This window comes from Nostocoides veronense (assembly GCF_039531185.1).
Lineage (GTDB): Bacteria > Actinomycetota > Actinomycetes > Actinomycetales > Dermatophilaceae > Nostocoides_A > Nostocoides_A veronense.
Genome location: NZ_BAAAPO010000068.1, coordinates 22953 through 46895, shown reverse-complemented (window position 1 = coordinate 46895; position 23943 = coordinate 22953). Strand labels below are relative to the sequence as shown.

The window sequence follows — 23943 nt, the reverse complement described above, 5'->3', positions numbered from 1 at the left end:
GCCTCACACCATACTATGTGCCACACACTATTGTCTAATGCACATTGCTGCCTTGGCTGCCTGGTGTTGACCCCGTTTGACGGACATCCTGACTGGCCAGCTTCGGCTGGCGGGAGAGGATGCCCTTATGGGTGCTAGTCGCAGGAAGTTCACCCCGCAGTACCGGCGTGATGCCGCGCGTCTGGTCATCGATTCGGGACGCACGGCGCGTGCGGTCGCGGACGAGATCGGGGTCGGGGAGCAGTTGCTGGTCGGTGGGTCGCGAATGAGCGGGCTCGGATGGAGGATCCGCCGCCGGCGGTCGATATCAACGAGCGGGCCGAGTTGGAGCGGTTACGGGCGGAGAACACGCAGCTGCGGATGGATCGGGAGTTCCTGAAAAAAGCAGCGGCCTTCTTCGCAGCGGAGAACGCATCGAACCCGACACAGCGTTCGCGGTGATCCACGCGGAGAAGGCCACTCTTAGGACGGGGCCGTCGGTGACGGTCTCACGCATGTGTGACCTGCCCGGGTTGTCTCGGTCGGGGTATTACGACTGGGCCACGCGACAACACGCCGGGCCCGGGCCGCGCGAGGCACGGCTGCTGGCGTTAGCGGACGAAGTCCGTCGTGCGCACAAGGACTCCGACGGGGCGTACGGGGCCCCGCGAATCACCGCCGAGTTACGCCCTGCCGGGGAAGTGGTCTCGGTGAAGACGGCGGCGAAAGTGATGCGCCGCACCGGGATCGAGGGCATCAGCCCTCGCACCTGGCACCCGGTCACCACGATTGTGGATCCCTCGCCACACGCGATCCCAGACCTGGTCGAGCGGCGTTTCGACACCGGAGAGGTGAACAGAGTCTGGACCTCCGACATCACCTACCTGGCCACCGGGCAGGGCTGGCTATACCTGTGCGCGATCCGCGACGGCTGTTCCCGACGCGTCCACGGGTACGCCTTCAGCGACAGCCTGCACACCGATCTCGTCGAGGACGCCCTGCGCCGCGCCGTGACCTTCCGCCACGGCGACACCCACGGGGTCATCCTGCACGCGGACCGCGGCTGCCAATACACCTCGCAGCAACTCCACGACGCGGCCGAAGCTCTCAACGTCCGACTGTCCGTCGGCCGCACCGGCGTCTGCTGGGACAACGCGCAACAAGAGAGCTTCTGGTCAACGCTGAAGACCGAGTTCTACCACCGCTACCAGTTCACCACCCACGCCGCCGCAATCCACGGCGTCACCGAATGGATCGAGACCGTGTACAACCGCCGCCGACGCCACTCAGCCCTCGGCTACACCCCGGTAGCCTTCGAACACCACATCACCACCGCGGCACAAGCCGCATAACCGATGTCCGTCAAACGGTGACAACCCCAGCGGACATACTCCATGGTCGGGGTAGCCGGATTTGAACCGGCGGCCTTCCGCTCCCAAAGCGGACGCGCTACCAACCTGCGCCATACCCCGGGGCGGGGGCCCTACTAACCTCTGCTAGCAGAACTTAATCAACTCCGCGCACCGTGCAAGCTGTGCGGATTCGACTAACGTCTGCTAGCAGAGGTTAGGGGCAAACACGTCCCGGAGCGGGCGACGAGAATCGAACTCGCGTAATCAGTTTGGAAGACTGAGGCTCTACCATTGAGCTACGCCCGCGCGCCGTCCGCGCCGGGGCGCGCACGAAGCGAGGGCCAGCCTACCTGCCCGCCGCAGGCGCCCGAAATCGCTTAATCCGCCGGTTCCCTAGACTCCGGCGTATGCCGCCCGCTCCCCTGACCGCGCACCAGCGCCAGGCCCTGGACGCCCTGGACGAGGACCGGCTGGTCGCCGATCTGGTCGCCCTGGTCCGCGCGCCGAGCGTGACCGGCACCGATGTCGAGTCCGAACAACAGCACTGGCGCGCGCTTTCGAGGAGGTCGGGCTGGAAACCGACCTTTGGCGCCTCGACCTCGACGCCCTGCACGCGGACCCCGACTTTCCCGGCACTGAGGCCGAGCGCAGCGAGGGCTATGGCCTGGTCGGCACCACCCCCGGCAACCCTCACCAGCCACCGGCACTCATCCTCCAAGGCCACACCGATGTCGTGCCCACGGGCGATCTGGCCCAGTGGACCGACGGCGATCCGTTCTCCGGCGCCATCCGCGACGGCGCCGTACACGGCCGGGGCGCCTGCGATATGAAGGCTGGTGTCGCGGTCAATCTCGCCGTCGCGCGGGCCCTGCACGCCAGTCTCGCTGCCGTTCACGATCTTCGTCTTCATCGCCGGCCCGTCTGCGATCCCGGAGGACATCCAGGAGGCGGCGACGGTCGACGGCGCGAGCCCGTGGCAGCGCTATCGCCGCATCACCTTGCCGCTGCTGCGTCCCGCGCTGATGGTCGCCACCGTCCTCAACGCGATCTACGTCTTCAATTCTTTTCCGATCGTCTACACCCTCAACGACTGCAATCCCGGTTTCCTCCACGACACGACGATCACGTTCATGTACAAGCTGGCCTTCAAGAGACAGGAGAAGGATGTCGGTATGTCGGCCGACGCCGGCGTCATCAATGGCCTGCTCATCCTGCTGGTCGTGATGCTCTATCTGCGGATCATCAACTGGCGTGAGGAGACGCGCCGATGAGCGCTGTCCCCGGCCGCACGCCTTTCCTATTGCTCGTGCTGGTCACCCAGATGTTCGCGCCGACGTCACTGGTCGTCGGGCTCTATCGCCAGTTCTTCGAGCTGACGCTGATCAACACCTATGCCGCCCTGATCCTGACCAATGCGGCCTACAACGCGGGCAGCATCAAGTGATGCTGCTCGACCTGCACTGCCACGGCGCCCTCGGTGCGAACTTCGGCACCGATGAGGCCACCTCGCGCCGGGCGGCGGCCTACCACCGCAGCCAGGGTGCGTATGTCGTCGCCAGCCTGGTCAGCGCCGCACCGGACCGGCTGGAGCAGCAGGTCCGGGTGCTTGCGCCGCTCGTCGCCGACGGCACGATCCTCGGAATCCACCTCGAAGGCCCCTGCCTCGCCCACGACCGCCGCGGCGCCCACGACCCGGGCGCGCTGATCGACCCCGACTGCGCCCTTGTGGACCGGCTCGCCGACGCCGTGGCTGAGGCCGGAGCCCCCGGCGCGATCGTGCACTGGACCTTCGCCCCGGAGCTGCCCGGCGCCGCGGCTTTCGCGAAAGCCTTGGTGCGGCACGGGATTCGGCCGGCGATCGGGCATACAGCAGCCAGCGCAGCGCAGGTGCGCACCGCCATCGACCTCGCCCTCGACGCGGGAAGCGGGCCGCCGCTGATCACGCACCTCTTCAACGGTATGCCGCCCCTGCACCACCGCGATGGCGGCCCGGTGGCCGCCGCCCTCGCCGCCGCGGCACAGGGCGAGGTGATCGTCGAGCTGATCGCCGACGGGGTGCATGTCGCGCCCGAGGTCGTGGGGATGGTCTTCGATCTGCTGGGGCCGGAGCACATCGCGCTCGTCTCCGATGCCATGTCGGCGACCGGCCTCGGCGATGGCGACTATCTCCTCGGCGAACTCGCCGTCCGGGTCAGCGAGGGCGTAGCCCGACTGGTCGACGGCGGCTCGATCGCGGGAAGCACGAGCAGCCTGCCGACCTGCCGGGACTGGGCGATCGCGACGGCCGGTCTCGACGCAGAACTCGCAGATCAGGCCGCGACCGCGACGCCGGGCGTGGTGCTCGGGAGTCGGCTGGGACTGGTGTGATCAGGCTGACTGGTAGGATGCCTGCGGGAAATCTGCCGGTTTCCTCTCGTGTTGTGTCGCCTCAGGGGAAATGCCGCCATGTCTGATCGCCACCGCGGATCGTCCCGTTCCCGACGGGCCATATCCCTTCCGGTTGCCGTCATGGCACTCGCCGGAGGCTTGGCGCTTGCGCCCGCCGCCACCGCCGGAGTTGGCAACCCGATTGCTGCGGGGATCGCCTTCGCGACCGGCACGGAGTCCTCCACGAGCAGCAGCACGACGTCGTTCACGCCGCCGGAGACCAGCACAACGACGACCACCACGGAGCCGACGTCCACGACGACGACCGAGCCGAGCTCGACGTCCACGACGACGACCGAGCCGAGCTCGACGTCCTCCACGTCGACCTTCACGCCCCCGGAGACCTCGACGACCACCCCGGTCGAGACGACGACCAGCTTCACGCCGCCTACATCGTCGACCAGCACCTTCAGCCCGCCCTCCTCGTCGTCGACCTCGGTCACGCCGCGGCCCTCGTCGTCGAGCACCACGAGCACCTCGACCTCGACCACCCCCCGGTCCACCAGCACGGTCTCGACGCCTCCCCCCGCCTCGACGTCGACCAGCACCTCGACCTCCACGTCCTCCTCGACCAGCACCGAAGACGAGGTCGTGGTCCCCAGCGACGACGAGACCAGCGAAGGCCCCGGCATCCAGGAGAAGGTCGGGACCATCGCCAGCGAAATCTTCAATGGCGGCACCAACTGGGACCTGATCAAGAAGACCTTCGTGGGCCTCGCCCTGGCCGGACTTGCCGGCCTCGGGGTCGCCGTCATGCGTCCGCGGCGCCACTAACGCCGCTCTAGCGCCAGCCACAGCGCTCGAAGGTCACCCGCAGGTAGAGCGGGGGGCGACCGGCCGCCATACCCTTGCGCTCGAAGCCGTCATCGTCCTTCCACGCCGGCCGCTCGATCTGCTCCACGCGACCGGGCCCGAAGGCGGCAAGCTGATCGCGAGTCCAGTCGGCATACACCGGGTGGTCGGTGCCGATGAGCAGCTCCCCGCCCGGCTCGAGCACCCCGGCGATCGCCTCGATGGTCCGCCGCTGGACGAACCGCCGCTTGGCATGTTTCGCCTTGGGCCACGGGTCAGGGAAGAACAGATGCACCGCTCGCAGGCTGTGCGGCGCGATCCCGCCGCCGAGCAGCTCCATGGCATCGCGGGCATACACCCGCACATTGGTCAGCCCCTGATCCTGGACGACAGCCAGCATCCGCACGACCCCGGGCAGGTGCACTTCCGCCGTCAGGACATCATGGTCCGGGTGCGCCGCGGCATACCCGATCGCCGCGCCACCATGCCCCGAGCCGATCTCCAGCACCAGCGGCGCCAGGCGCCCGAACTCGCGCTCCGGGTCGAGCGGCAATTGCTCCACGCGATATGCGGGGAGCAAGTCCTCCAGCCGGCGCCGGGTCAGATCAGAGACCCGATAGCGCGGCGTGAAGGTGCGGATCGGACGCGGATTCTCGACGTCGAGTGGCCACCCGCCACCGATGAGGGAATCCGGTGCGCGAGAAGGGGATTCGGGCTCGCTCATCCGCGCCAGATCACCAGCGCCGCGCGATCGTCGTTCACCCCGCCTCGCGCCGAATCGACGAGTTCCTGCGCCAGTCCCGAGAAACTGCCTTCTCGCACAAAGCGTTCCGCCAGCCCACCGACCCAGTCGATGCCATCGGCCAGGTCGGATTCGCGGGACTCGATGACGCCATCAGTGAAGAGCACGAGCACATCGCCCGTCTGCATCTCGCCATTGCTGCGGGGGAAGGTCATGCCCTCCATCAGCCCAAGTGCCGGGCCCTGGGATTGTGTGACCTCACGCCAGGTACCTGTCGCGGCCCGGAATTGCATGGCGGGCGGGTGCCCGGCACCGCTGACCGAGAAGTGGCCGAAGACCGGGTCGAGGTCGACATGGACGGCGGTGGCAAAACCCTCGGCCCAGGCCTGGCGCACGAGGAAGGTGTTGGCGGCGTCGAGGAAGCGCCAGGGCTCGACCTGGCCCAGCAGCCCGCTCAAGGCTGCCGAGGTCGTCATCCCGCGGGTGCCGGCCCGCAGGCCCTTTCCGCTGACATCGACGAGCGCGAACTCGGCGTGCCGGCGATGGAAGCCTTCGGCGCACAGGATGATGTCACCGCGGAAGGCATCGCCATATGCCCCGTCGACGGCGCACTCCGCATGCCAGCCCTCGGGCAGCGGCGGGATCGCCCCGAACTGTCCCTGCGCCGCATGCAGTGCCCGCAACAGATGCTCGCCCGTTGTGCCATAAACCCCCAGCCCCTCGCGGGCCCGAGCCACGAAGAACATCGCGGCGGCGGTCGAGGCAAGCGCGGCCGCCACCGACACACTGCGCCACAGGGCCGGCTCACCCACCGTCAAGGTCAGCAGATAGCAGCCGACCAGCCACCCATAGAAGATCAACAGTCGATGCAGCGACAGGCCCAGGCCGGCAAGCACGACCAGGGGCGCGAGCGTCCCGCGCGGCACATCATTGGGCCAGCGCCAGACCAGCACCGAGACCGCGAGCGCGGCGAGACACAGCACGACCAGCCGAACCGGCTCCGCGGGCCCGTGGGCCGCGGCGGAGGCCAGCCAGCGTTGCGCCTGCGCGGTCCGGGAGGTCACCCGTTCCGTCGCGGCGTGGGTCGCCATCTAGGCCGGCTCAGGCAATGGCGGCAGACGACCGTCGCGTTGGTAGGCGCTGAGCATGTCGATGCGCCGCTGGTGACGGGCATCGTGGGAGAACGGGGTGCCCAGGAAGGCTGCCACCATCGCCTTGGCTTCCTCGACCGTATTCATCCGGGCGCCGATCGAGAGCACCTGCGCGTCATTGTGTTCGCGGGCCAGACGCGCCAGTTCCTCGTTATAGGCGAGGGCGGCCCGGATCCCCACCACCTTGTTCGCGGCGATCTGCTCGCCATTGCCTGAGCCGCCGAGGACGATCCCCAGCGAGTCTGGCTCGGCCGCAACGGCTTCGGCCGCGCGGAGCACAAAGACGGGATAGTCGTCCTGCGCGTCATAGACGAACGGTCCGTGGCTGATCGCTTCGTGCCCCAGCTCGCCAACGAAGGAGACAAGCTCCCCGAGCAGGTCGTATGCCGCGTGGTCCCCGCCGAGATGAACGCGCATCTCAGGCCTCCGTATCGAAGATCGGGCCGGTGGTCCGGGTGCGTTTGAGTTCGTAGAAACCGGGCGTCCCGGCGACGAGCACGCAGCCGTCCCAAAGGCGGCCGGCCGTTTCGCCCTTGGGGGCTGGCGAGATGACCGGGCCGAAGAAGGCGATGCCGTCAACCGCGATGACGGGGGTGCCGACCTCGTCGCCGACCAGCGAGATGGCGCGCTCGTGCGAGGCCGTGAGCGCCTCGTCATACTCCGTGCTCGTAGCGGCCGCAGCCAACTCGGCGGGCAGGCCGACCTCAGCGAGCGCCTCGGCTATGACCGCGTCGTAATCCTTATTGGCCTGGTGATGGATCCGCTCGCCCAGGGCGTCATAGAGCGGCTTGATGACTTGGTCACCGTGGGCCTGCCGAGCCGCGATGAGCACGCGCACCGGACCCCAGGCGCGGTCCATCAGGTCGCGATAGTCGGGGGGCAGGTCGCGGCCTTCGTTAAGGACTGCGAGGCTCATGATCGACCAGGTCACCTGCACCGAACGGATCTTCTCGACCTCCATCAGCCAGCGCGAGGTCATCCAGGCCCACGGGCAGACCGGGTCGAACCACATCTCGGCGGATGCCGGCGCGGCCGCAGATCCTGAACTGTCGGTAACCATGACCCCAAACCTACGCTACGGCGCAAGGGCCTACCTCGCGTGACAGGATGGGCTCGACGCCCGCAGCCCGCCTGCGGCGCTCCCAACACCCGCCGAACCCAGGAGTATCCCCGTGCCGGGAACCAATCTGACCCGTGACGAGGCGCGATCTCGCGCCGAGCATATTCAGGTGGCCAGCTATGCCGTCGATCTGGACCTGACGACCTCGCCGGACACCTTCCGCAGCGTCACGACCGTGCAGTTCACCTCCAGCGCGCCGGGGTCGGACACCTTCCTCGATCTGATCGCCCCGAGCGTCGAGGCGATCACTCTCAATGGCTCCGCGCTGGACCCGGCGACGCATTTCGATGGCGCCCGGATCAGCCTGCCGGACCTTGCCGCGGACAATGCGGTCGTCATCGACGCGACCTGCGCCTATATGAACACCGGTGAGGGAATGCACCGCTTCGTCGACCCGGTCGACGACGAGGTCTACCTCTACACCCAGTTCGAGGTACCCGACAGCCGGCGGATCATGGCTGTCTTCGAGCAGCCGGATCTCAAGGCAGAGTTCACGTTCAGCGTCACGGCGCCCGATCACTGGCAGGTTGTCTCTAATAGCATCACGCCCGAGTCCGAGGCGGTCCGCGAGGGCGTGGCCCGCTGGTCCTTCCCGCCGACCGCCCGGATCTCGTCCTACATCACTGCGCTCGTGGCCGGGCCGTATGACGTGGTGCGCGACTCGGTAACCACCCGCGCCGGGGAGATTCCGCTGGGCGTCTTCTGCCGCAAGTCGATGACGCCCTATCTCGACGCCGATAACATCCTCGATTGCACCAAGCGCGGCTTCGCGTTCTTCGAGGAGATGTTCGACTCGCCCTATCCGTTCACGAAATACGATCAGCTCTTCACGCCCGAATACAACATGGGCGCGATGGAGAACGCCGGCTGCGTGACGATCAACGAGATGTACGTCTTCCGCGGCAAGGTCCCGGACGCGCTCATCGAACGTCGCGCGCTGACGATCCTGCACGAGCTCGCGCACATGTGGTTCGGCAATCTCGTCACGATGCAGTGGTGGAACGACCTGTGGCTCAACGAGTCGTTCGCCGAGTGGGCCTCGACCACCTGCCAGGCCGAGGTGACGCAATGGTCGAGCGCCTGGACGACCTTCTGCACGCATGAGAAGGCTTGGGCCTATCGCCAGGATCAGCTCTCCTCCACCCACCCCATCGTCGCGACGATCGGCGACCTGCACGATGTCGAGACGAACTTCGATGGCATCACCTATGCCAAGGGCGCCTCGGTCTTGAAGCAATTGGTCGCGTATGCCGGCCGCGAGCACTTCGTCGCCGGGCTGCGGGCCTACTTCGCGAAGCACGCCTGGGGCAACACGACCCTCGCCGACCTGCTCGGGGAATTGGAGGCCGCCTCCGGTCGCGATTTGCAGACCTGGTCGGGTCAGTGGCTGGAGACCTCAGGCGTCAACATCCTGCGCCCGGTCATCAGCACCGATGATCGCGGAGCCATCTCCTCAGCTGTCATCGAGCAGAGCGTTGCCTCCGGCGATGACCTCTTGCGCCCGCACAGCCTGCGCATCGGGGCCTACGACCTGGACGGCGAATCCTTCGTCCGCTCAGCGGTTTTCGATGTCGACGTCGACGGCGCGCAGACACCGGTGCCGGAACTGATCGGTCTGCAGCAGCCGGCCGTGCTGCTGGTCAACGACGACGATCTCGCCTACGCCAAGATCCGCTTCGACGAGCGTTCGCTCGCCTCGGTGCTGGCCCGGCCGCGCGGTTTCACCGAAACCCTCCCCCATTCCCTCGCCGTTGCCGCCCTGTGGGATATGACGCGCGATGGGGAGATGCGCGCCAGCGACTACCTCACCTTCGCCCTCGCCGTGGTCGACGGGGAGCGCGATTCGACGCTGCTGCGCAGCCTGCTCGCGCAGATCTCGACCTGCCTGTCGCACTATCTCGCGCCGGAACACCGGGCCGCGGCTCGCCTCGAGGTGGTCGAGAAGCTACGGGCGATGGCCCTGGCGGCACCGGCCGGCAGCGACGCGCAATTGCAGTTGGTGTCCGCATATGCCGTGCTCCTGGCCCCCGGCGACGACCCCGCCCTGGTTCGCGGGCTGCTCGACGGCAGCGCGCCGCTGGACGGACTGGCCATCGACCCGGATATGCGGTGGACGCTGGTGACCTCCCTGGCCGCGATCGGCGCCGAGGAGGGCGACCTCGTGGCCGCCGAATTGGAGCGCGACAGCACCTCTAATGGCCGTGAACGCGCCGCCCGCGCCCGCGCCGCGCGCCCGACCGCGGAAGCGAAGGCGGCGGCCTGGGCCGAGGGCGTCGAGAACGAGAAGACGCCGAACTCGGTGATCATGGCGCTGGCCATGGGCTTCAACAAGGCCGACGACCCGGCCCTGCTACAGCCTTATGTCGCGAAATTCCTCGACGTGATTTTGCAAGTCGCCAAGACCCGCACCTTCGCCATCGCCGAGGAAATCAACGGCTTCTTCCCCAGCGGCCTGGCCGGGCCGGAGCTCCTCGCCGCGACCAATGAGTGGCTCGCGGCGAATCCGGATGCGCCCGCCACGGTCCGGCGCACGATGGCCGAGAATCGCGATGGTGTCGCCCGGGCCGTGACCGCCCAGGAGCGCGACCGGGCCCAGGCCTGAGCGATGTCGGGCACCGTCGTGCCACTCCTGACCCGGCACGAACTGTGGGAGGGGTTTCAAGGCGTGCCGATGCGGATCGTCGCAACGATCCTCGGGGCGACGATCCTGCGCTGGCTGCTGCACCGCGTCATCCGCCGGGCGATCGCGCTCGCCATCGCCCGCGGTGACCGGGAGGAGTCCTCGCGCACGGGTCGGTTTGTCGCGCACGCCACCGGCTGGTCGATCGACCGCCACCGGCAACGCTTGGCGACGCTGGGGACCCTGCTGCGCAGCACGGTGACCTTGGTCGTCGCGCTCGTGGCGATCCTGACGATCATGTCGCTCTTGGGGCTGCCGCTCGCGCCGCTGCTCGCCTCGGCCGGCGTCGGCGGTCTCGCGCTGGGGTTCGGCGCGCAGAGCCTCGTCAAAGACTTCATCTCCGGTGTCTTCATGATCATGGAGGATCAGTACGGCGTCGGCGATGTCGTCGACCTCGGCGAGGTGACGGGCACCGTCGAGGATGTCTCGCTGCGGATCACGACCGTGCGTGATGCCAATGGCGTGACCTGGCATGTGCGCAATGGGGAGATTCTGCGTGTCGGCAACAAGAGCCAGGGCTGGGCGCAGGTTGTCGTGGACCTGCCGGTCGGTTATGACGCCGATGTCGAGAAGGCCTTGCAGGCTCTCGACCGGGTCGTCGCTGACTTTGCCGCCGATCCCCAGTGGTCGGACAAGGTCGTCGACGCGCCGAGCGTCCTGGGCGTCGAGTCCTTGGTCGGTGGCGCCATGACCTTGCGGATGATCGCCAAGTGCGTTGCGGGACAGGAGTTCTCAGTGCAGCGAGAGGTGCGCCTGCGCGCCAAGAACGCACTGGACTCGGCCGGGATCCCGGGGCCGCGACCAAGCGGCATACTCCCGGCACCAGGAGGTGCGGCGTGAGCGAGGCCAGCTTCTATGAGGCCATCGGTGGCCACGAGACCTTCGAGCGCTTGGTCGCGGTCTTCTATGCGGGCGTGGCAGGCGATGAACCCCTGCGCGCGCTCTATCCCGAAGAAGATCTCGGCCCGGCGGCCGACCGGCTGCGGATGTTCCTCGAGCAGTACTGGGGTGGGCCGACGACCTATTCGCAGCAGCGCGGCCACCCCCGGCTGCGGATGCGTCACGTTCCATATGCCGTCACCCCCGACATGCGGGACCGCTGGCTGTTGCACATGATGGACGCGGTCGACGCCATCGGGCTGGATCCCCAGCACGACGCGACGCTGCGCGACTATCTCACGCGGGCGGCATACAGCCTGGTCAACGCGATGGAATGAGGCTCGGGCTCAGGGGCGCAAGCCGCGTGCGGCGAAGACCGCCGTCAGCGCCTCCAAGTCGTCGGTGACGATGCCGTCGACACCGAGGTCGAGCAACTCGGTCATCTCCCGTGGGTCGTCGATCGTCCAGACGTGCAGGTGCTTGCCCACCGCGTGCACGCGCCGCACCAGCGCCGGCGTGACGAGTTCGATGCGCCGGCCACGCACCACATGACGTCGCGGGATCTGCAGCACCGGCGACGACGAATGCAGCAGCCGCGAAAGCGGCAGCGGGCCATATCGCAGGCCGACGATCCCGGCTTGTCCCGCGGCGGTGGCCAGGCGCGGGCCGAGTCCTTTGCGCACCGCCCGCAGCCTGGACTCCGAGAACGATCCGACGCAGATGCGGTCGAGCACGTCCATCGAGCGCACGGTCTCAATCAGTGGCGCAATCGCCCCGGCGGCCTTGACGTCGATGTTGACGTGCGCCGCGGGGAAGCTCTCGAGCACCTCGACCAGCGTGGGGATGGCATCGCCCGCGGCGGTGCGGACCGACGCGAGATCGGACGAGGAGACGTCTGCGATGGCGCCGCGGCCGTCGGTGACCCGGTCCAGATGCGTGTCGTGGAAGGCGACAAGCTGCCCATCCTTGGTGGCGTGGACATCGGTCTCGAGATAGCGGAAACCGAGCCGGACCGCCTCGGCAAAGGCGGCAATCGTGTTCTCTCGCTGCAGATTTGGGGTATGCAGTGCCCCGCCCCGATGCGCGAGGCCGACCGGTCCCGTCAGGTCGAAATAGGGGTGGTCGGCCGCGCGCATCGGTCGCTCAGATCCGCGCCCAGATGGCGGTGTCCGTCGGGACCAGTCCGTCCGCGGTGAGCTCGCCCGAGGCCACCAGCACCTCAGCGCCGTCAGGCAGGCGTGCCGCATCGGAGCCGAGATTGAGCAGGACGAGCGTCGGGAAGCGGTCGTTCAGGCCGCTGTTGACATAGGCCACGATGTCGTCGCCGAGACCATCAACCCGAGCCAGACTCCCGAGGCCGAGTTCGCGCTCCGCGCGAGTCCTCAGCAGCGCCCGGTAGAGCTCCAGCGTGGAACCGTCGACGCCCACCTGCAGGTCGGCCGCGAGGGCGGCATACGACGTCGGCTGCGGAAGCCAGGTCTTGCCGCCGGGGCCAAAGCCGAGCCCGGGCTCGCCCGCCACCCACGGCAGGGGGACGCGGCAGCCGTCGCGGCCGAGTTCCTTGCCGCCGGTGCGCAGATAGACCGGATCCTCCCGCAGGTCGTCGGGCAGGGCGGTGGCCTCCGGCAGCCCGAGTTCCTCGCCCTGGCAGAGATAGGCCGATCCCGGCAGCGCGAGCATGAGGGTCGTCGCCGCCCGGGCCCGGCGCAGGCCCAGCGCCTGGTCGGGCTGCGGATCGGCCGCGCCGATGCCGTTCGGGCGGCGCTCGCCGATGGGCAGCGCGAGGCGGCTGGCGTGGCGCACCACATCGTGGTTGCTCAACACCCAGGTCGCGGGCGCGCCGACGGAATCGCACACTTCGAGCGACTTGGCGATCACGGCATACAGATCGGCTGCGCGCCAAGGGCATTCGAGGAAGTCGAAGTTGAAGGCCTGGTGGAACTCGTCGTGACGGATGTAGAGGGCGGCCCGCTCCGGCGGGTTGACCCAGGCCTCGGCGCACAGGATGCGGTCCGGCTCGCCATAGGAGTCCAGCAGGGCGCGCCAGGACTGGTAGATGTCGTGGACGCCGTCCTTGTCCCACATCGGCGCGTCACTGGTGGGGCGCTCCTCGTCCTCGGGGCCGAGCAGTTCGAGCTCGCCATCCCAGTCCGGCAGGGCCGGGTCCTTGACGAGGCCGTGGGCGACATCGACCCGGAAGCCGGCGACGCCGCGCTGCACCCAGAAGTCGAGGATGTCGAGGAACTCCTGACGAACGTCCGGGTGTTCCCAATTCAGGTCCGGCTGGGTGACATCGAAGATGTGGAGGTACCACTGGCCCAGGCTGCCGTCGGTCTCGGTGACGCGCGTCCACCCCGGGCCACCGAAGACGGACTTCCAGTTGTTGGGCGGCAATTCGCCGTTCTCACCGCGTCCGTTGCGGAACATATAGCGCTCCCGCTCCGGGCTGCCCGGCCCGGCCGCGAGGGCCGCCTGGAACCACGGGTGCTCGGATGAGGAGTGATTGGGCACCAGGTCGACGATGACCTTCAGGCCGGCGGCATCGGCGTCCGCGATCAGGCCCTCGAAATCTGCGAGCGATCCGAAGAGCGGGTCGATATCGCGATAGTCCGCGACGTCATAGCCGGCGTCGTGCTGCGGCGAGACATAAAACGGCGAGAACCAGACCGCGTCGACGCCGAGCGCCTTCAGGTAGGGCAATTTCGCGCGCGCACCGGGCAGGTCGCCGATGCCACTTCCGTCGCTGTCGGCGAAGGAACGCGGATAGATCTGGTAGATCACCGCATGGCGCCACCAGGCCGCATTCGCGGCGTCGTGGTCATGGATCGTGGTCGTCGCGAGAGTCGTCACGAGGGCCTATTCCATCACGCACCGAGCAGGCGTTCTGCCACGTCCGCCACGACGCGCGCGGGTCCGGCGATATGCCAGCGATGGCCGCGGTGGTGCACGACCCGCGCCGCTCCCCCGGCCGCCCGAACCAGGGCGATGCCGGGATACCAATCCCAGTCGGCCGTCCCGCTCTGGAGGAATCCGCCGGCCCGGCCGGCGGCGACAGCGGCCAGGTCGAGCGAGCCGGAGCCGAGCATCCGGACCGTCGCCGCGCCGCTGGAGGCGGCCAGCCATGGCTCGATGACATCCAGGTCGTGCATGCGCGTCGGATGTAGATAGGTGGTCAGGGCGATGTCCGCGAGGGCAGTGTCCAACAGGTTGGGCGCCGGCTTGCCATCGTGGAGCAGCAGCCCGGGGCCATCGCCCTCGGTCTGCCCGATCCAGGTCTCCCCGGTCGCCCCCGAGGCTACCGCTCCGATCAGCGAATCGCCTTCTGCGCGAAGGGCAATCGCACTACACCACGAGCCAAGACGACTGGCGTAGTTGTAGGTCCCATCGACCGGATCGATGATCCACGTGCGTCCCGAAGCGCTCGCCCGCGCGGCACCTTCCTCACCGAGGATGCCGTCAGCGGGCCGCAGCGCGGCGAGCGCCGCGACGATATCGGCCTCCGCCCGGTGGTCGGCCTCGGTCACGATGTCCGACACGGAGGTCTTGCGCGTGGTCGCCAGCGGTCGCTCGCGCATCCACCTCCCGACCGCCACGCCGCGCGCCACGAGGACGCCCGCGAGGTCCCGATCCTGGGCGCTCGCGGGATCGGCGGACAAGTCGGCCAACCACTGCTCGGTCGGCTCGAGCTGCGCGGGGAGACGCGTCATACGGCGAGCCTGTCACATGACCGAGGCCGCAGGTCAGCGAGCGAGGACGTGTCCGCCGGTCGTTCGCAGCCGCCACCAGGTGCCGCAGCGATAGAGAGTCGCCGGCTCACCGGGCGCGAGGAAGCGCAGGCTGTATGCCGCGAAGGCCAGCCCCCGCGGTCCGCGGCTGCCGGGCAGTTCCTCGCCCCACACACGCGCGCGCAGCGCATCGACCTGGGCCGCAAGCCCGGTGCCCGCCTCACCGAGCGTGGTGACGCCGGCCCGGACCTCCGCGAGCAAGGTCTCGGGGGTGTAGGTCATGACCTCTTCCCAGCCGGTCCGCGGCGGGGTCATCGCCGCCCACGGGACGAAGACCGACATCGGCGGCACCGGGATGGCCGCCTCACCCCGGCGCTCGGCGTGGGCGATCCGGTCGAGGACCGCCGCCACCGGCACGACGGCGTCCACCTCGGCCGGTTCGGCGAGCGCGACCGTCCGCAGTCCGAGCACCGTGCCGCTGCCGGTCAGCCCGCGGCCGGGCAGCACGCAGACGTATGCCGCCAGCACACCCCCCGAAGCCGCCAAACGAACAGCGGCGTCCGCGTCAATCTCCTTGGCCAGCAGGGCAAATCGGCGCAGGTCGGCAAGGGACTCAGCGTCGGCGAAGCGCAACTCACTCATCGCCGTCGCCACCGGAAGGCCACCGGCTCCCCCGCCAACTCGCGCAGCCGGGCGCGCTCGGATTCGGTCAGGCGACGCGGGCTGGCCGTCGCGAAGTCATAGGCCACAAGGGAGGTCTCGGCTCGGGCATACAGCCGGTCGCCAACCCCCTCGGGGTCGCGGACTTCATACCCGAGCTCGAAACTCGCCCCAGAAATTGCCGTGGGCCACAACGAGATTCGCACGGGCGCGTGCCGGAAGGTCAGCGGCGCGAGGTATTCGATCTCGTGCCGGGCGACAAGCACCCCGGTCTCCAGCATCGTCCGGTCCTGGCCGAACCACTCGGCGAAGGCCGCCACTCGCGCATCCTCGAGCAGCCGCAGGAACTGGACGTTGTTGACATGGCCATAGGCATCCATGTCTGACCAGCGCAGGGCCACATCGACGAAGCGGGTCATGGGCGGGCCACACCTCGAATCTCCGGCGCCTTGGCGGCGCCGCGCGGCGGGCGGGCGTCCTTGACGCTGACATGTCGCAGCACGATGACGCTGCGCGCCTGGGTCTCGACGGGCTCACCCGCGGCATAGGTGCGGATCGACGGCTCGGGATCGGCAGTGTCGATCTCTACCGTCCAGTCGGTGCCGTACTCCGCGTCGGGCAGCGTGAACGGCAGCATCTCGCTGTGCCCGTTGAAGATCATCAGGAAGCTGTCGCCGCGGATCGGCATCCCCCGCGGGTCCGGCTCCGGGATGGCATTGCCATTGAGGAAGACCATGAGCGAGCGGGCGTGCCCATTGCTCCAGTCTGATTCGTTCATCTGCAGGCCAGCCGGGGTGAACCACGAGATGTCGTGCACGTCGGACTCGCCGCCGTGATCGGCGCTGCCGGCGAAGAAGCGGCGGCGCCGGAAGACCGGATTCTCCTTGCGCAATTGCAGGACCCGGCGGGTGAAGTCGAGCAGGTCCAATTGCTCCTCGGACAATTCCCAATCCATCCAGGCAATCTCGTTGTCCTGGCAGTAAGCGTTGTTATTGCCGCCTTGGGTGCGGCTGAGCTCGTCGCCGTGCGCGAGCATCGGAACGCCTTGGGAGAGTAGCAGAGTCGTGATGAAGTTCTTCTGCTGTTGGAGGCGCAGCGCATTGATGTCGACGTCCTCGGTCGGCCCCTCGGTGCCGCAGTTCCACGAGCGATTGTGGCTCTCGCCGTCCCGATTGTCCTCGCCATTGGCGTCATTGTGTTTCTCGTTGTAGGACACCAGGTCACGCAGCGTGAAGCCGTCGTGGGCGATGACGAAATTGATCGAGGCGATCGGCTTGCGGCCCGAGTGCTCATAGAGGTCGGAGCTGCCGGTCAGGCGGGACGCGAACTCACCGATCGTCGACGGCTCGCCGCGCCAGAAGTCGCGGACGGTGTCGCGGTACTTGCCATTCCACTCGGTCCACAGCGGCGGGAAGTTGCCGACCTGGTAGCCGCCATCGCCGATATCCCACGGCTCGGCGATCAGCTTGACCTGGCTGACCACCGGGTCCTGCTGGACGAGGTCGAAGAAGGCCGAGAGCCGGTCGACCTCGTGGAATTGCCGGGCCAAGGTGGCGGCGAGGTCGAAGCGAAAACCGTCCACATGCATCTCGGTGACCCAGTAGCGCAGCGAGTCCATGATCAGTTGCAGCACATGGGGATTGCGCATCAGCAGGCTGTTGCCGGTGCCCGTCGTGTCGTAATAGTGCGCCTCGTTGCTGGACACCAGGCGGTAGTACGACTTGTTGTCCAGGCCGCGGAAGGCCAGTGTCGGGCCCATGTGGTTGCCCTCGGCCGTGTGGTTGTAGACCACATCGAGGATCACCTCAATCCCCGCCGCGTGCAGGTTCTTGACCATGCCCTTGAACTCGGCGACCTGCTCGCCGCGGGTGCCATAGGCGGCATACCCATTGTGCGGGGCGAAGAAGCCGATGGTGTTGTAGCCCCAGTAGTTCGACAACCCCTTGTCCTGCAGGTGGAAGTCATTGACGAACTGGTGCACCGGCATCAACTCGATGGCGGTCACCCCGAGGGAGACAAGGTGCTCGACGATGACCGGGTGACCGATGCCGGCATAGGTGCCGCGCAGCGCCTCCGGGACATCTGGGTGCAGCATCGTCATGCCCTTGACGTGGGCTTCGTAGATGACGCTCTGGTGGTATTCGTGCTTGGGCGGCCGGTCCTGACCCCAGTCGAAGAAGGGATTGACGACGACCGACAGGAGGGTATGCCCGAGGCTGTCGAGACCGTTGCGCTCCCCCGTCGTCCCCCGCGTGCCGTCGGTCATCGGATACGAGAAAAGCGACGGATCGCCCTCCATCGTCCCGTCGATGGCGAGGGCATAGGGGTCGAGCAGCAGTTTGTCCGGATCGCAGCGGTGCCCGTGCTCAGGGTCGTACGGACCCTGGACCCGGAAGCCATAGCGCTGCCCGGGCTGCATACCCGGGACATAGCCGTGCCAGACGAAACCGTCGACCTCGCCGAGGGGAACGCGCTCCTCGGAGCCGTCGTCGGCGATCAGGCACAGGTCAACACCCGTGGCCGCCTCCGAGAAGACGGCGAAATTGACCCCTGAGCCGTCATATGACGCCCCGAGGGGGTAGGGCTTACCCGGCCAGAGATCCATCTCGTCCTCACCGTAGGCTGCAGGCAACCCGTTAACGCTATCCGTCGCCCGCTGCGGCGAGAAATCCTCGAAGGAGCCACCCCCTATGACCAGCACTGATCGGGCCGCCGTCGTCACCGGTGCCGCGCGCGGCATCGGCGCCGCCACCGCCAAGCGCCTGGCGAGCGATGGGTATGCCGTCGCCGTCCTCGACCTGGATGAATCCTCTTGTGCCGCAACGGTCTCGGCCATCGAAGAAGCGGGCGGGCGGGCGCTGGCCGTCGGGGTCGATGTCGCCGACGAGGCTCAGGTGGAGGCCGCCGTGGCGCGGGTTGCCGCCGAGCTCGGGGCCCCCGTGGTGCTCGTGAACAATGCGGGGATCATCCGTGACAATCTCATTTTCAAGATGTCCGCCGCGGATTGGGATGCGGTCATGGGCGTGCACCTGCGCGGCGCCTTCCTGATGACCCGGGCCTGCCAGAAGGCCATGACCGAGGCGAAATTCGGGCGGATCGTCAATCTGTCGTCCTCCTCGGCGCAAGGCAACCGTGGCCAGGCCAATTACTCGGCGGCGAAGGCGGGCCTGCAGGGCTTCACCAAGACCCTCGCCATCGAACTCGGCCGTTTCGGCGTGACCGCCAATGCCGTCGCCCCGGGGTTCATCCAGACCGAGATGACCGCCGCCACCGCCGAGCGCGTGGGGATGCCCTTCGAGGACTTCATCAAGGCCGCCGCCACACAGATCCCGGTCCAGCGGGTCGGGCAGCCGGACGATATCGCCGCCACGATCAGCTTCCTGTGCTCCGAGGGCGCCGGCTTCGTCTCCGGTCAGGTCATTTATGTCGCGGGCGGCCCGCTCGACTGAGCTGGGCCGCCCCGACGTCAGACTCCGGCGGAGAGGGTCACCCCGCCGTCGACGACGATCGTCTGCCCGGTGATCCAGGCGGCATCCGCGGAGAGCAGGAAGCTCACCGCGCCGGCGATGTCCTCGGGCGCACCAAGGCGCTTCAGCGGGTAGGCGCGGCTGACCTTTTCCTCGCGGCCCTCATACAACGCCTCGGCGAACTTGGTTTTCACGACGGCGGGCGCGACGGCATTGACGCGCACGTCTGGGCCGAGTTGGAAACCGAGTTCGGTGGTCAGGTGGATGAGGGCGGCCTTGGACACGCCATACATCCCGATGACCCCGGAGGCGCCGATGCCGGCGACGGAGGCGATATTGACGATCGCGCCGCCGCCGTGCGCCCCGAGGCCACCAGCCATAACCTTCTGCGTCCACCCCAGCGCCGCGACGACATTGGTGTCGAGGATCTTGCGCGCCGCGTCGAGGTCCATCTCGAGCATCGGCCCGTATGCCGGATTGATGCCGGTGTTGTTGACGAGGTAATCGAGGCGTCCGAACCGCTCGATCGCCGCAGCGACCACCTCGCCCTGGTGGGCTTCGTCGGCGGCATTGCCGGCGACCGCGACGGCATACTCCGGCCCGCCCAGGGCTGCGACGGCCTCCGCGAGCGCCTCCGGCTTGCGCGCCGTGATAACGACCTTGGCTGCTTCGGCGACGAGGCGTTCGGCGATCGCGAGGCCGATGCCTCGGGATGCTCCTGTGACGATGGCGACTTTGGCGTCGTGGCGGTTGCTCATGCCGGGACTTCACCACGGCAGGCAAGCCATCGTCAATGCGCTGCATCACGCGCGTCATACCTCCGGTGAGGCACAATCGGGAGCTATGAGCGATGCGACCGGGCTGCAGTCCGCGCTGCCCGTTCGCACCTATGATGTCGCCGCCATCCCGCTCACCGATGGGGTCACCGAGACCGCCTTGCGGCTGATGGAGGCCGCGGCGGATGCGTTCGCGGACAAGGGTTTTCACGCGACGACGACCCGCGATATCGCGGGCCGCGCGGGCCTGTCCCCCGCCGGCGTCTATGTGCATTTCGCGTCCAAGGAGGACTTGCTTTTTTCGATCTGCGAGCGCGGTCACACCGCCGCCCGCGACATGCTCGTTGAGGCGGCCGCCGCGGCAACGACTCCGAGCGAGGCGCTCTACGCGATTCTTGTGAACTTCTCCCGCTGGCATGCGGAGGTCTACCGGATCGGGCGGATCATCCAGTACGAGTTCGGTCACCTGACCCCGGAGCACCGCGAGGCGGTGATGGACCTGCGCAAACAGATCGATGCGGTGGTCCGGTCGGTGCTGGTCGATGGCGTCGAGCGTGGTGAGTTCGTCGTCGAAGACGTCCCCCACACGGCGTTGGCGCTGATGTCGCTGTGCATCGATGTCGCGCGGTGGTACCAACCGGGCATCAAGCGCACTCCCGAAGAGATCGGCGCCACGAACGGCCGCCTGGGCTTGCGCCTGGTCGGGGTGCGCTGACCCTCCTGACCGGGCTCGGCCAGTCAGGTTGACCTGTCTGGCGCGCTCGCTGAGACGTCCCTAGGCTTGACCCACGTGAGAGAGTTCCTCGCCGACCAGCCGGTCCTCGTGCTGTTCGCCCTCCTGGCCATCGGCACCCTGCTCGGCAAGATCACCGTCCGCGGTGTCGGGCTCGGCCCAGCCGGTGTGCTCTTCGCGGCCCTCGCGCTCTCGGCCATCGACCCGGACTGGGCGGTCCCCGAGATCGTCGGCACCTTGGGCCTATCGCTCTTCGCGTATGCCGTGGGGATCGTCGCCGGACCCTCCTTCTTCGGCGGCCTACGCCGCGGTATCCGGCCGATCGCGCTGGTCGCCGGGGCGCTCATCGGCGTCGGGGCGCTGACCTACGCGCTGGGCCGGGTGCTCGGCTTCTCCTCGGGCACCATCGCGGGCCTATATGCCGGCGCCAACACCAACACCCCCGGGCTCGCCGCGGCGATTGTGCGGCTGAACGGCTCGCCGGAGCCGACGGTCGGCTATTCGCTCAGTTACATCGGTGGTGTGCTCGTCATGCTGCTGACCACCGCCTGGCTGCTGCGGCGCGGGCAGTCGCTGCCCGATCCCGAGCCGGAGGGCACCTCGCCCGCCATGACGACGCGCACCGTCGAGATTACCCACGACAACGTCATGGAGATCCGCGAACTGCGGCGCACGCCATACGGCGAAGTCCTCTTTTCCCGCCACCGCACACCTGACGGCGAGATGCACATGGCCGCCGGCTCGACCGTGCTGCGCCCCGGCGATCTTGTGCACATCGTCGGTGCGCGGGCGAGCGTCGATCACCTGACCAAGCAGCTTGGCCGTGCGAGCGACGAAGTCCTGACGATGGAGCGCGACGAATTCGACTTCCGGCGAATCGTGGTGTCCAACAAGGCACTTTTCGGCAAGACGATCGGTGAGCTGCACCTGTGGGATCGCTTCATGGCGACCCCCACCCGGGTTCGTCGCGCCGATCAGGACTTCCTGGCCGCCGCCGATCTGCATATTCAGCCCGGCGACCGGATCCGCGTCACCGCGCCCGCGGATCAGATGGCCAAGGTGGCGAAGTATCTCGGGGACTCCGAGCACGCGATCTCGGACATCAACCCGCTCGGCCTGGCCACGGGTATGACGCTCGGCCTCCTCCTCGGCATCGTCCCGTTCGCCATCCCGGGGCTGGGAACCCTGCACCTCGGCGCCGCGGCCGGGCCGCTCCTCGTGGGGCTGGTCGTCGGACGGCTGGGACGGTCCGGCCCGATGCTCTGGACGCTGCCGCACTCCGGCGCCGAGACCTTGACGCAACTCGGTCTGCTGCTCTTCCTGGCCTATGCCGGTGGTCGCGCCGGCTCGCAGGTCGTCACGGCGATCACCTCGCCGCTGGGCATCAAGATCGTGCTGGCCGGGCTCGTGGTGACTGCGGCGCACGCGGCCGTGCTGGTCGTCGGCGTCCGCCGGCTCTCGATGGCCGCGCCGCGGGTCGCAGGATTGATGGCGGGCTCGCAAACGCAGCCGGCGATCCTGGCCTATGCCAACGAGAACACCACCCACGACCCGAGGGTGACGATGGGCTACGCCCTCGTCTATCCCGTGGCGATGGTCGTCAAGATCGTGATCTGCCAGATCCTGACGATCATCTAGCTCGTCAGTCGCGGGTGAGCTTGCGGTAGGTCACCCGGTGCGGGCGGGCGGCCTCCTCGCCGAGGCGCTCGATCTTGTTCTTCTCGTAGGCCTCGAAGTTGCCTTCGAACCAGAACCACTTCGCGGGATTCTCGTCATCGCCTTCGTAGGCGAGGATGTGCGTCGCCACGCGGTCGAGGAACCACCGGTCGTGGCTGATGACGACGGCGCATCCGGGGAAATCGAGAAGCGCGTTCTCGAGCGACCCGAGGGTTTCGACGTCCAGGTCGTTGGTCGGCTCGTCGAGCAGCAAAAGGTTGCCACCCTGCTTCAAGGTCAACGCGAGGTTGAGGCGGTTGCGCTCTCCACCGGAGAGGATGCCAGCCTTCTTCTGCTGGTCCGGACCCTTGAAGCCGAACTGACTGACATACGCCCGGGACGGGATCTCGACATTGCCGACCTTGATGAAGTCCAGCCCATCGGAGACCACCTCCCACAGGTTCTTGTTGGGGTCGATGCCCGAGCGGCCCTGGTCGACATACGAGATCTTCACGGTCTCGCCGATGTCGACGCTGCCGGCGTCCGCGGACTCCAGGCCCACGATCGTCTTGAAGAGGGTGGTCTTGCCGACACCATTGGGGCCGATGACGCCGACGATGCCATTGCGCGGGAGCGTGAAAGAAAGCCCGTCGATCAGGACGCGGTCGCCGAAGCCCTTGACGAGATTCTTGACCTCAATGACCTTGCTGCCCAGGCGCGGGCCGGGCGGGATGGCGATCTCCTCGAAGTCGAGTTTGCGGGTGCGCTCGGCCTCGGCCGCCATCTCTTCATAGCGGGCCAGGCGGGCCTTGGACTTGGTCTGCTTGGCCTTGGCGTTGGAGCGCACCCACTCCAGTTCCTCGGCGAGGCGCTTGGCGAGCTTGGCGTCCTTCTTGCCCTGGACCTCCAGGCGGGCCTGCTTTTTCTCGAGGTATGTCGAGTAGTTGCCTTCGTAGGGATAGGCGCGACCGCGATCGAGTTCGAGGATCCAGCCGGCCACGTTGTCCATGAAGTAGCGGTCGTGGGTGACCGCGACGACGGCGCCGGGGTATGCCGCGAGGTGCTGCTCCAGCCACAGCACCGATTCGGCGTCGAGATGGTTGGTCGGCTCATCGAGCAGCAGCAGGTCGGGCTTCTCCAACAGCAGCTTGCACAAGGCGACGCGGCGCTTTTCCCCGCCGGAGAGGACCGAGACGTCGGCATCCGGCGGCGGGCAGCGCAGCGCGTCCATCGCCTGCTCGAGCTGGGAGTCCAGATCCCACGCGTCGGCGGCGTCGATCTTCTCCTGCAGCTGGCCCATCTCGGTCATGAGCGCGTCGAAGTCGGCGTCCGGATCGGCCATCAACTCGGAGATCTCGTTGTAGCGATCGAGCGCCCGCTTGATCTCGCCGGCACCCTCTTCGACATTGCCGAGGACGGTCTTGGTCTCATCGAGCTTCGGCTCCTGCATCAGGATGCCGACGGAATATCCGGGGGTGAGGCGGGCCTCGCCGTTCGAGGGTTGCTCCAGCCCGGCCATCATCTTCAGCACGGTCGACTTGCCGGCGCCATTGGGACCGACGACGCCGATTTTGGCGCCGGGCAGGAAGGACAAGGTGACATCGTCGAGGATGACCTTGTCGCCATGCGCCTTGCGCGCCTTGGAGAAGACGTAGATGAATTCGGGCATAAGGACAAGGCTATCCGGGCATTCGGCCTGCTCCGAATCGTCTCCTCGTCCACAGGTGCGAGGCCCCAAAAGGCGCTTTCCACAGCTTTTCGAGGCCCCCTTTCCACGGTGGCTGTGACTCGCCACGCTGGTGGA

Annotated in this window: 23 protein-coding genes, 2 tRNA genes and 2 pseudogenes; 12 read left to right on the top strand and 15 right to left on the bottom strand. The window is 67.7% G+C overall.

Features of this window, described 5'->3' with window-relative positions; translation table 11 throughout:
• The first annotated feature begins 127 nt into the window (after positions 1 to 127).
• Positions 128 to 1331: pseudogene (locus tag ABD225_RS18480) on the top strand (IS3 family transposase).
• 43 nt (positions 1332 to 1374) lie between these two features.
• On the opposite strand, the gene ABD225_RS18475 reads toward ABD225_RS18480, so the two are convergent.
• Together ABD225_RS18475 and ABD225_RS18470 are read right to left on the bottom strand one after the other, a co-directional pair.
• Positions 1375 to 1451, bottom strand: a tRNA-Pro gene (locus ABD225_RS18475).
• Positions 1452 to 1566: 115 nt separating this feature from the next.
• Positions 1567 to 1637 (bottom strand) — tRNA-Gly (locus ABD225_RS18470).
• A gap of 427 nt (positions 1638 to 2064) precedes the next feature.
• On the opposite strand from ABD225_RS18470, the pseudogene ABD225_RS18820 reads away from it, so the two are divergent.
• From ABD225_RS18820 to ABD225_RS18450, 4 genes and pseudogenes are all read left to right on the top strand, one after another.
• Positions 2065 to 2154, top strand: a pseudogene (locus tag ABD225_RS18820) (hypothetical protein); the annotation flags it as partial.
• A gap of 13 nt (positions 2155 to 2167) precedes the next feature.
• On the top strand, positions 2168 to 2602 hold the full coding sequence (locus ABD225_RS18460; protein ID WP_344089127.1) for a carbohydrate ABC transporter permease: 435 nt from the start codon (positions 2168 to 2170) through the stop codon (positions 2600 to 2602).
• Positions 2599 to 2775, top strand: a complete 177-nt coding sequence (locus ABD225_RS18455; protein WP_344089124.1) for a hypothetical protein — start codon at positions 2599 to 2601, stop codon at positions 2773 to 2775. Before ABD225_RS18460 ends, ABD225_RS18455 begins: the two co-directional genes overlap by 4 nt.
• Positions 2775 to 3698, top strand: a complete 924-nt coding sequence (locus tag ABD225_RS18450; RefSeq protein WP_344089121.1) for an N-acetylglucosamine-6-phosphate deacetylase — start codon at positions 2775 to 2777, stop codon at positions 3696 to 3698. The genes ABD225_RS18455 and ABD225_RS18450 overlap by 1 nt, the downstream gene beginning before the upstream one ends.
• Here the strand turns inward: ABD225_RS18450 and ABD225_RS18445 are convergent.
• Positions 3641 to 4336 carry a hypothetical protein gene (locus tag ABD225_RS18445; RefSeq protein WP_344089118.1) on the bottom strand — a complete coding sequence of 232 codons (696 nt, stop codon included), beginning with the start codon at positions 4334 to 4336 and terminating at the stop codon, positions 3641 to 3643. The two genes, ABD225_RS18450 and ABD225_RS18445, sit on opposite strands and share 58 nt — an antisense overlap.
• A 13-nt stretch (positions 4337 to 4349) precedes the next feature.
• Here ABD225_RS18445 and ABD225_RS18440 point away from each other — a divergent pair, with 13 nt between their 5' ends.
• Positions 4350 to 4532, top strand: coding sequence for a hypothetical protein (locus ABD225_RS18440; RefSeq protein WP_344089115.1), 183 nt, complete (start codon positions 4350 to 4352; stop codon positions 4530 to 4532).
• Between the two features lie 7 nt (positions 4533 to 4539).
• Here ABD225_RS18440 and trmB read toward each other — a convergent pair whose 3' ends face one another.
• From trmB to ABD225_RS18420, 4 genes are read right to left on the bottom strand one after another with little or no spacing between them, the layout of a single operon-like run.
• Positions 4540 to 5274, bottom strand: a complete 735-nt coding sequence (gene trmB / locus ABD225_RS18435) for a tRNA (guanosine(46)-N7)-methyltransferase TrmB (RefSeq protein WP_344089112.1) — start codon at positions 5272 to 5274, stop codon at positions 4540 to 4542.
• A complete protein-coding gene (locus ABD225_RS18430; RefSeq protein WP_344089109.1) occupies positions 5271 to 6383 on the bottom strand; it encodes a PP2C family protein-serine/threonine phosphatase in 1113 nt (370 codons plus the stop codon). Before ABD225_RS18430 ends, trmB begins: the two co-directional genes overlap by 4 nt.
• Complete coding sequence (locus ABD225_RS18425; protein WP_344089106.1) at positions 6384 to 6860, bottom strand: ribose-5-phosphate isomerase; 477 nt, start codon at positions 6858 to 6860, stop codon at positions 6384 to 6386.
• 1 nt (position 6861) lies between these two features.
• Entirely contained in the window at positions 6862 to 7503 is a 642-nt protein-coding gene (locus ABD225_RS18420; protein ID WP_344089104.1) for a mycothiol-dependent nitroreductase Rv2466c family protein, read from the bottom strand.
• A gap of 112 nt (positions 7504 to 7615) precedes the next feature.
• Here ABD225_RS18420 and pepN point away from each other — a divergent pair, with 112 nt between their 5' ends.
• Genes pepN through ABD225_RS18405 form a run of 3 tightly spaced genes read left to right on the top strand, consistent with a single transcriptional unit; the run spans position 7616 to position 11460 of the window.
• On the top strand, positions 7616 to 10165 hold the full coding sequence (pepN, locus tag ABD225_RS18415; RefSeq protein ID WP_344089101.1) for an aminopeptidase N: 2550 nt from the start codon (positions 7616 to 7618) through the stop codon (positions 10163 to 10165).
• 3 nt (positions 10166 to 10168) lie between these two features.
• On the top strand, positions 10169 to 11083 hold the full coding sequence (locus ABD225_RS18410) for a mechanosensitive ion channel family protein (protein WP_344089098.1): 915 nt from the start codon (positions 10169 to 10171) through the stop codon (positions 11081 to 11083).
• Complete coding sequence (locus ABD225_RS18405) at positions 11080 to 11460, top strand: globin (RefSeq protein WP_344089095.1); 381 nt, start codon at positions 11080 to 11082, stop codon at positions 11458 to 11460. The genes ABD225_RS18410 and ABD225_RS18405 overlap by 4 nt, the downstream gene beginning before the upstream one ends.
• A gap of 9 nt (positions 11461 to 11469) precedes the next feature.
• On the opposite strand, the gene ABD225_RS18400 is transcribed toward ABD225_RS18405, so the two are convergent.
• From ABD225_RS18400 to glgX, 6 genes are read right to left on the bottom strand one after another with little or no spacing between them, the layout of a single operon-like run.
• Complete coding sequence (locus ABD225_RS18400; protein ID WP_344089093.1) at positions 11470 to 12258, bottom strand: glycerophosphodiester phosphodiesterase family protein; 789 nt, start codon at positions 12256 to 12258, stop codon at positions 11470 to 11472.
• A 7-nt stretch (positions 12259 to 12265) separates the two neighbouring features.
• Entirely contained in the window at positions 12266 to 13972 is a 1707-nt protein-coding gene (locus tag ABD225_RS18395) for a glycoside hydrolase family 13 protein (RefSeq protein WP_344089090.1), read from the bottom strand.
• A gap of 14 nt (positions 13973 to 13986) precedes the next feature.
• The gene (locus ABD225_RS18390; RefSeq protein WP_344089087.1) at positions 13987 to 14829 is read right to left on the bottom strand and encodes an inositol monophosphatase family protein; all 843 of its coding nucleotides are present in this window, start codon (positions 14827 to 14829) and stop codon (positions 13987 to 13989) included.
• 33 nt (positions 14830 to 14862) lie between these two features.
• On the bottom strand, positions 14863 to 15489 hold the full coding sequence (locus ABD225_RS18385; protein WP_344089085.1) for a DUF8010 domain-containing protein: 627 nt from the start codon (positions 15487 to 15489) through the stop codon (positions 14863 to 14865).
• A complete protein-coding gene (locus ABD225_RS18380; protein ID WP_344089083.1) occupies positions 15486 to 15926 on the bottom strand; it encodes an acyl-CoA thioesterase in 441 nt (146 codons plus the stop codon). Before ABD225_RS18380 ends, ABD225_RS18385 begins: the two co-directional genes overlap by 4 nt.
• On the bottom strand, positions 15923 to 18112 hold the full coding sequence (gene glgX, locus ABD225_RS18375; protein WP_344089156.1) for a glycogen debranching protein GlgX: 2190 nt from the start codon (positions 18110 to 18112) through the stop codon (positions 15923 to 15925). The genes ABD225_RS18380 and glgX overlap by 4 nt, the downstream gene beginning before the upstream one ends.
• 85 nt (positions 18113 to 18197) lie before the next feature.
• Here glgX and fabG point away from each other — a divergent pair, with 85 nt between their 5' ends.
• On the top strand, positions 18198 to 18956 hold the full coding sequence (fabG, locus tag ABD225_RS18370; protein ID WP_344089079.1) for a 3-oxoacyl-ACP reductase FabG: 759 nt from the start codon (positions 18198 to 18200) through the stop codon (positions 18954 to 18956).
• Between the two features lie 17 nt (positions 18957 to 18973).
• Here the strand turns inward: fabG and ABD225_RS18365 are convergent, their stop codons facing one another.
• Positions 18974 to 19732, bottom strand: coding sequence for an SDR family oxidoreductase (locus tag ABD225_RS18365; RefSeq protein WP_344089077.1), 759 nt, complete (start codon positions 19730 to 19732; stop codon positions 18974 to 18976).
• 85 nt (positions 19733 to 19817) lie between these two features.
• Here ABD225_RS18365 and ABD225_RS18360 point away from each other — a divergent pair, with 85 nt between their 5' ends.
• Together ABD225_RS18360 and ABD225_RS18355 are read left to right on the top strand one after the other, a co-directional pair.
• Positions 19818 to 20465, top strand: a complete 648-nt coding sequence (locus ABD225_RS18360) for a TetR/AcrR family transcriptional regulator (RefSeq protein WP_344089075.1) — start codon at positions 19818 to 19820, stop codon at positions 20463 to 20465.
• A 75-nt stretch (positions 20466 to 20540) separates the two neighbouring features.
• Positions 20541 to 22121, top strand: a complete 1581-nt coding sequence (locus ABD225_RS18355) for an aspartate:alanine exchanger family transporter (RefSeq protein ID WP_344089073.1) — start codon at positions 20541 to 20543, stop codon at positions 22119 to 22121.
• A 4-nt stretch (positions 22122 to 22125) separates the two neighbouring features.
• On the opposite strand, the gene ettA is transcribed toward ABD225_RS18355, so the two are convergent.
• Positions 22126 to 23808, bottom strand: a complete 1683-nt coding sequence (gene ettA, locus ABD225_RS18350) for an energy-dependent translational throttle protein EttA (protein WP_344089070.1) — start codon at positions 23806 to 23808, stop codon at positions 22126 to 22128.
• Positions 23809 to 23943: the final 135 nt, after the last annotated feature.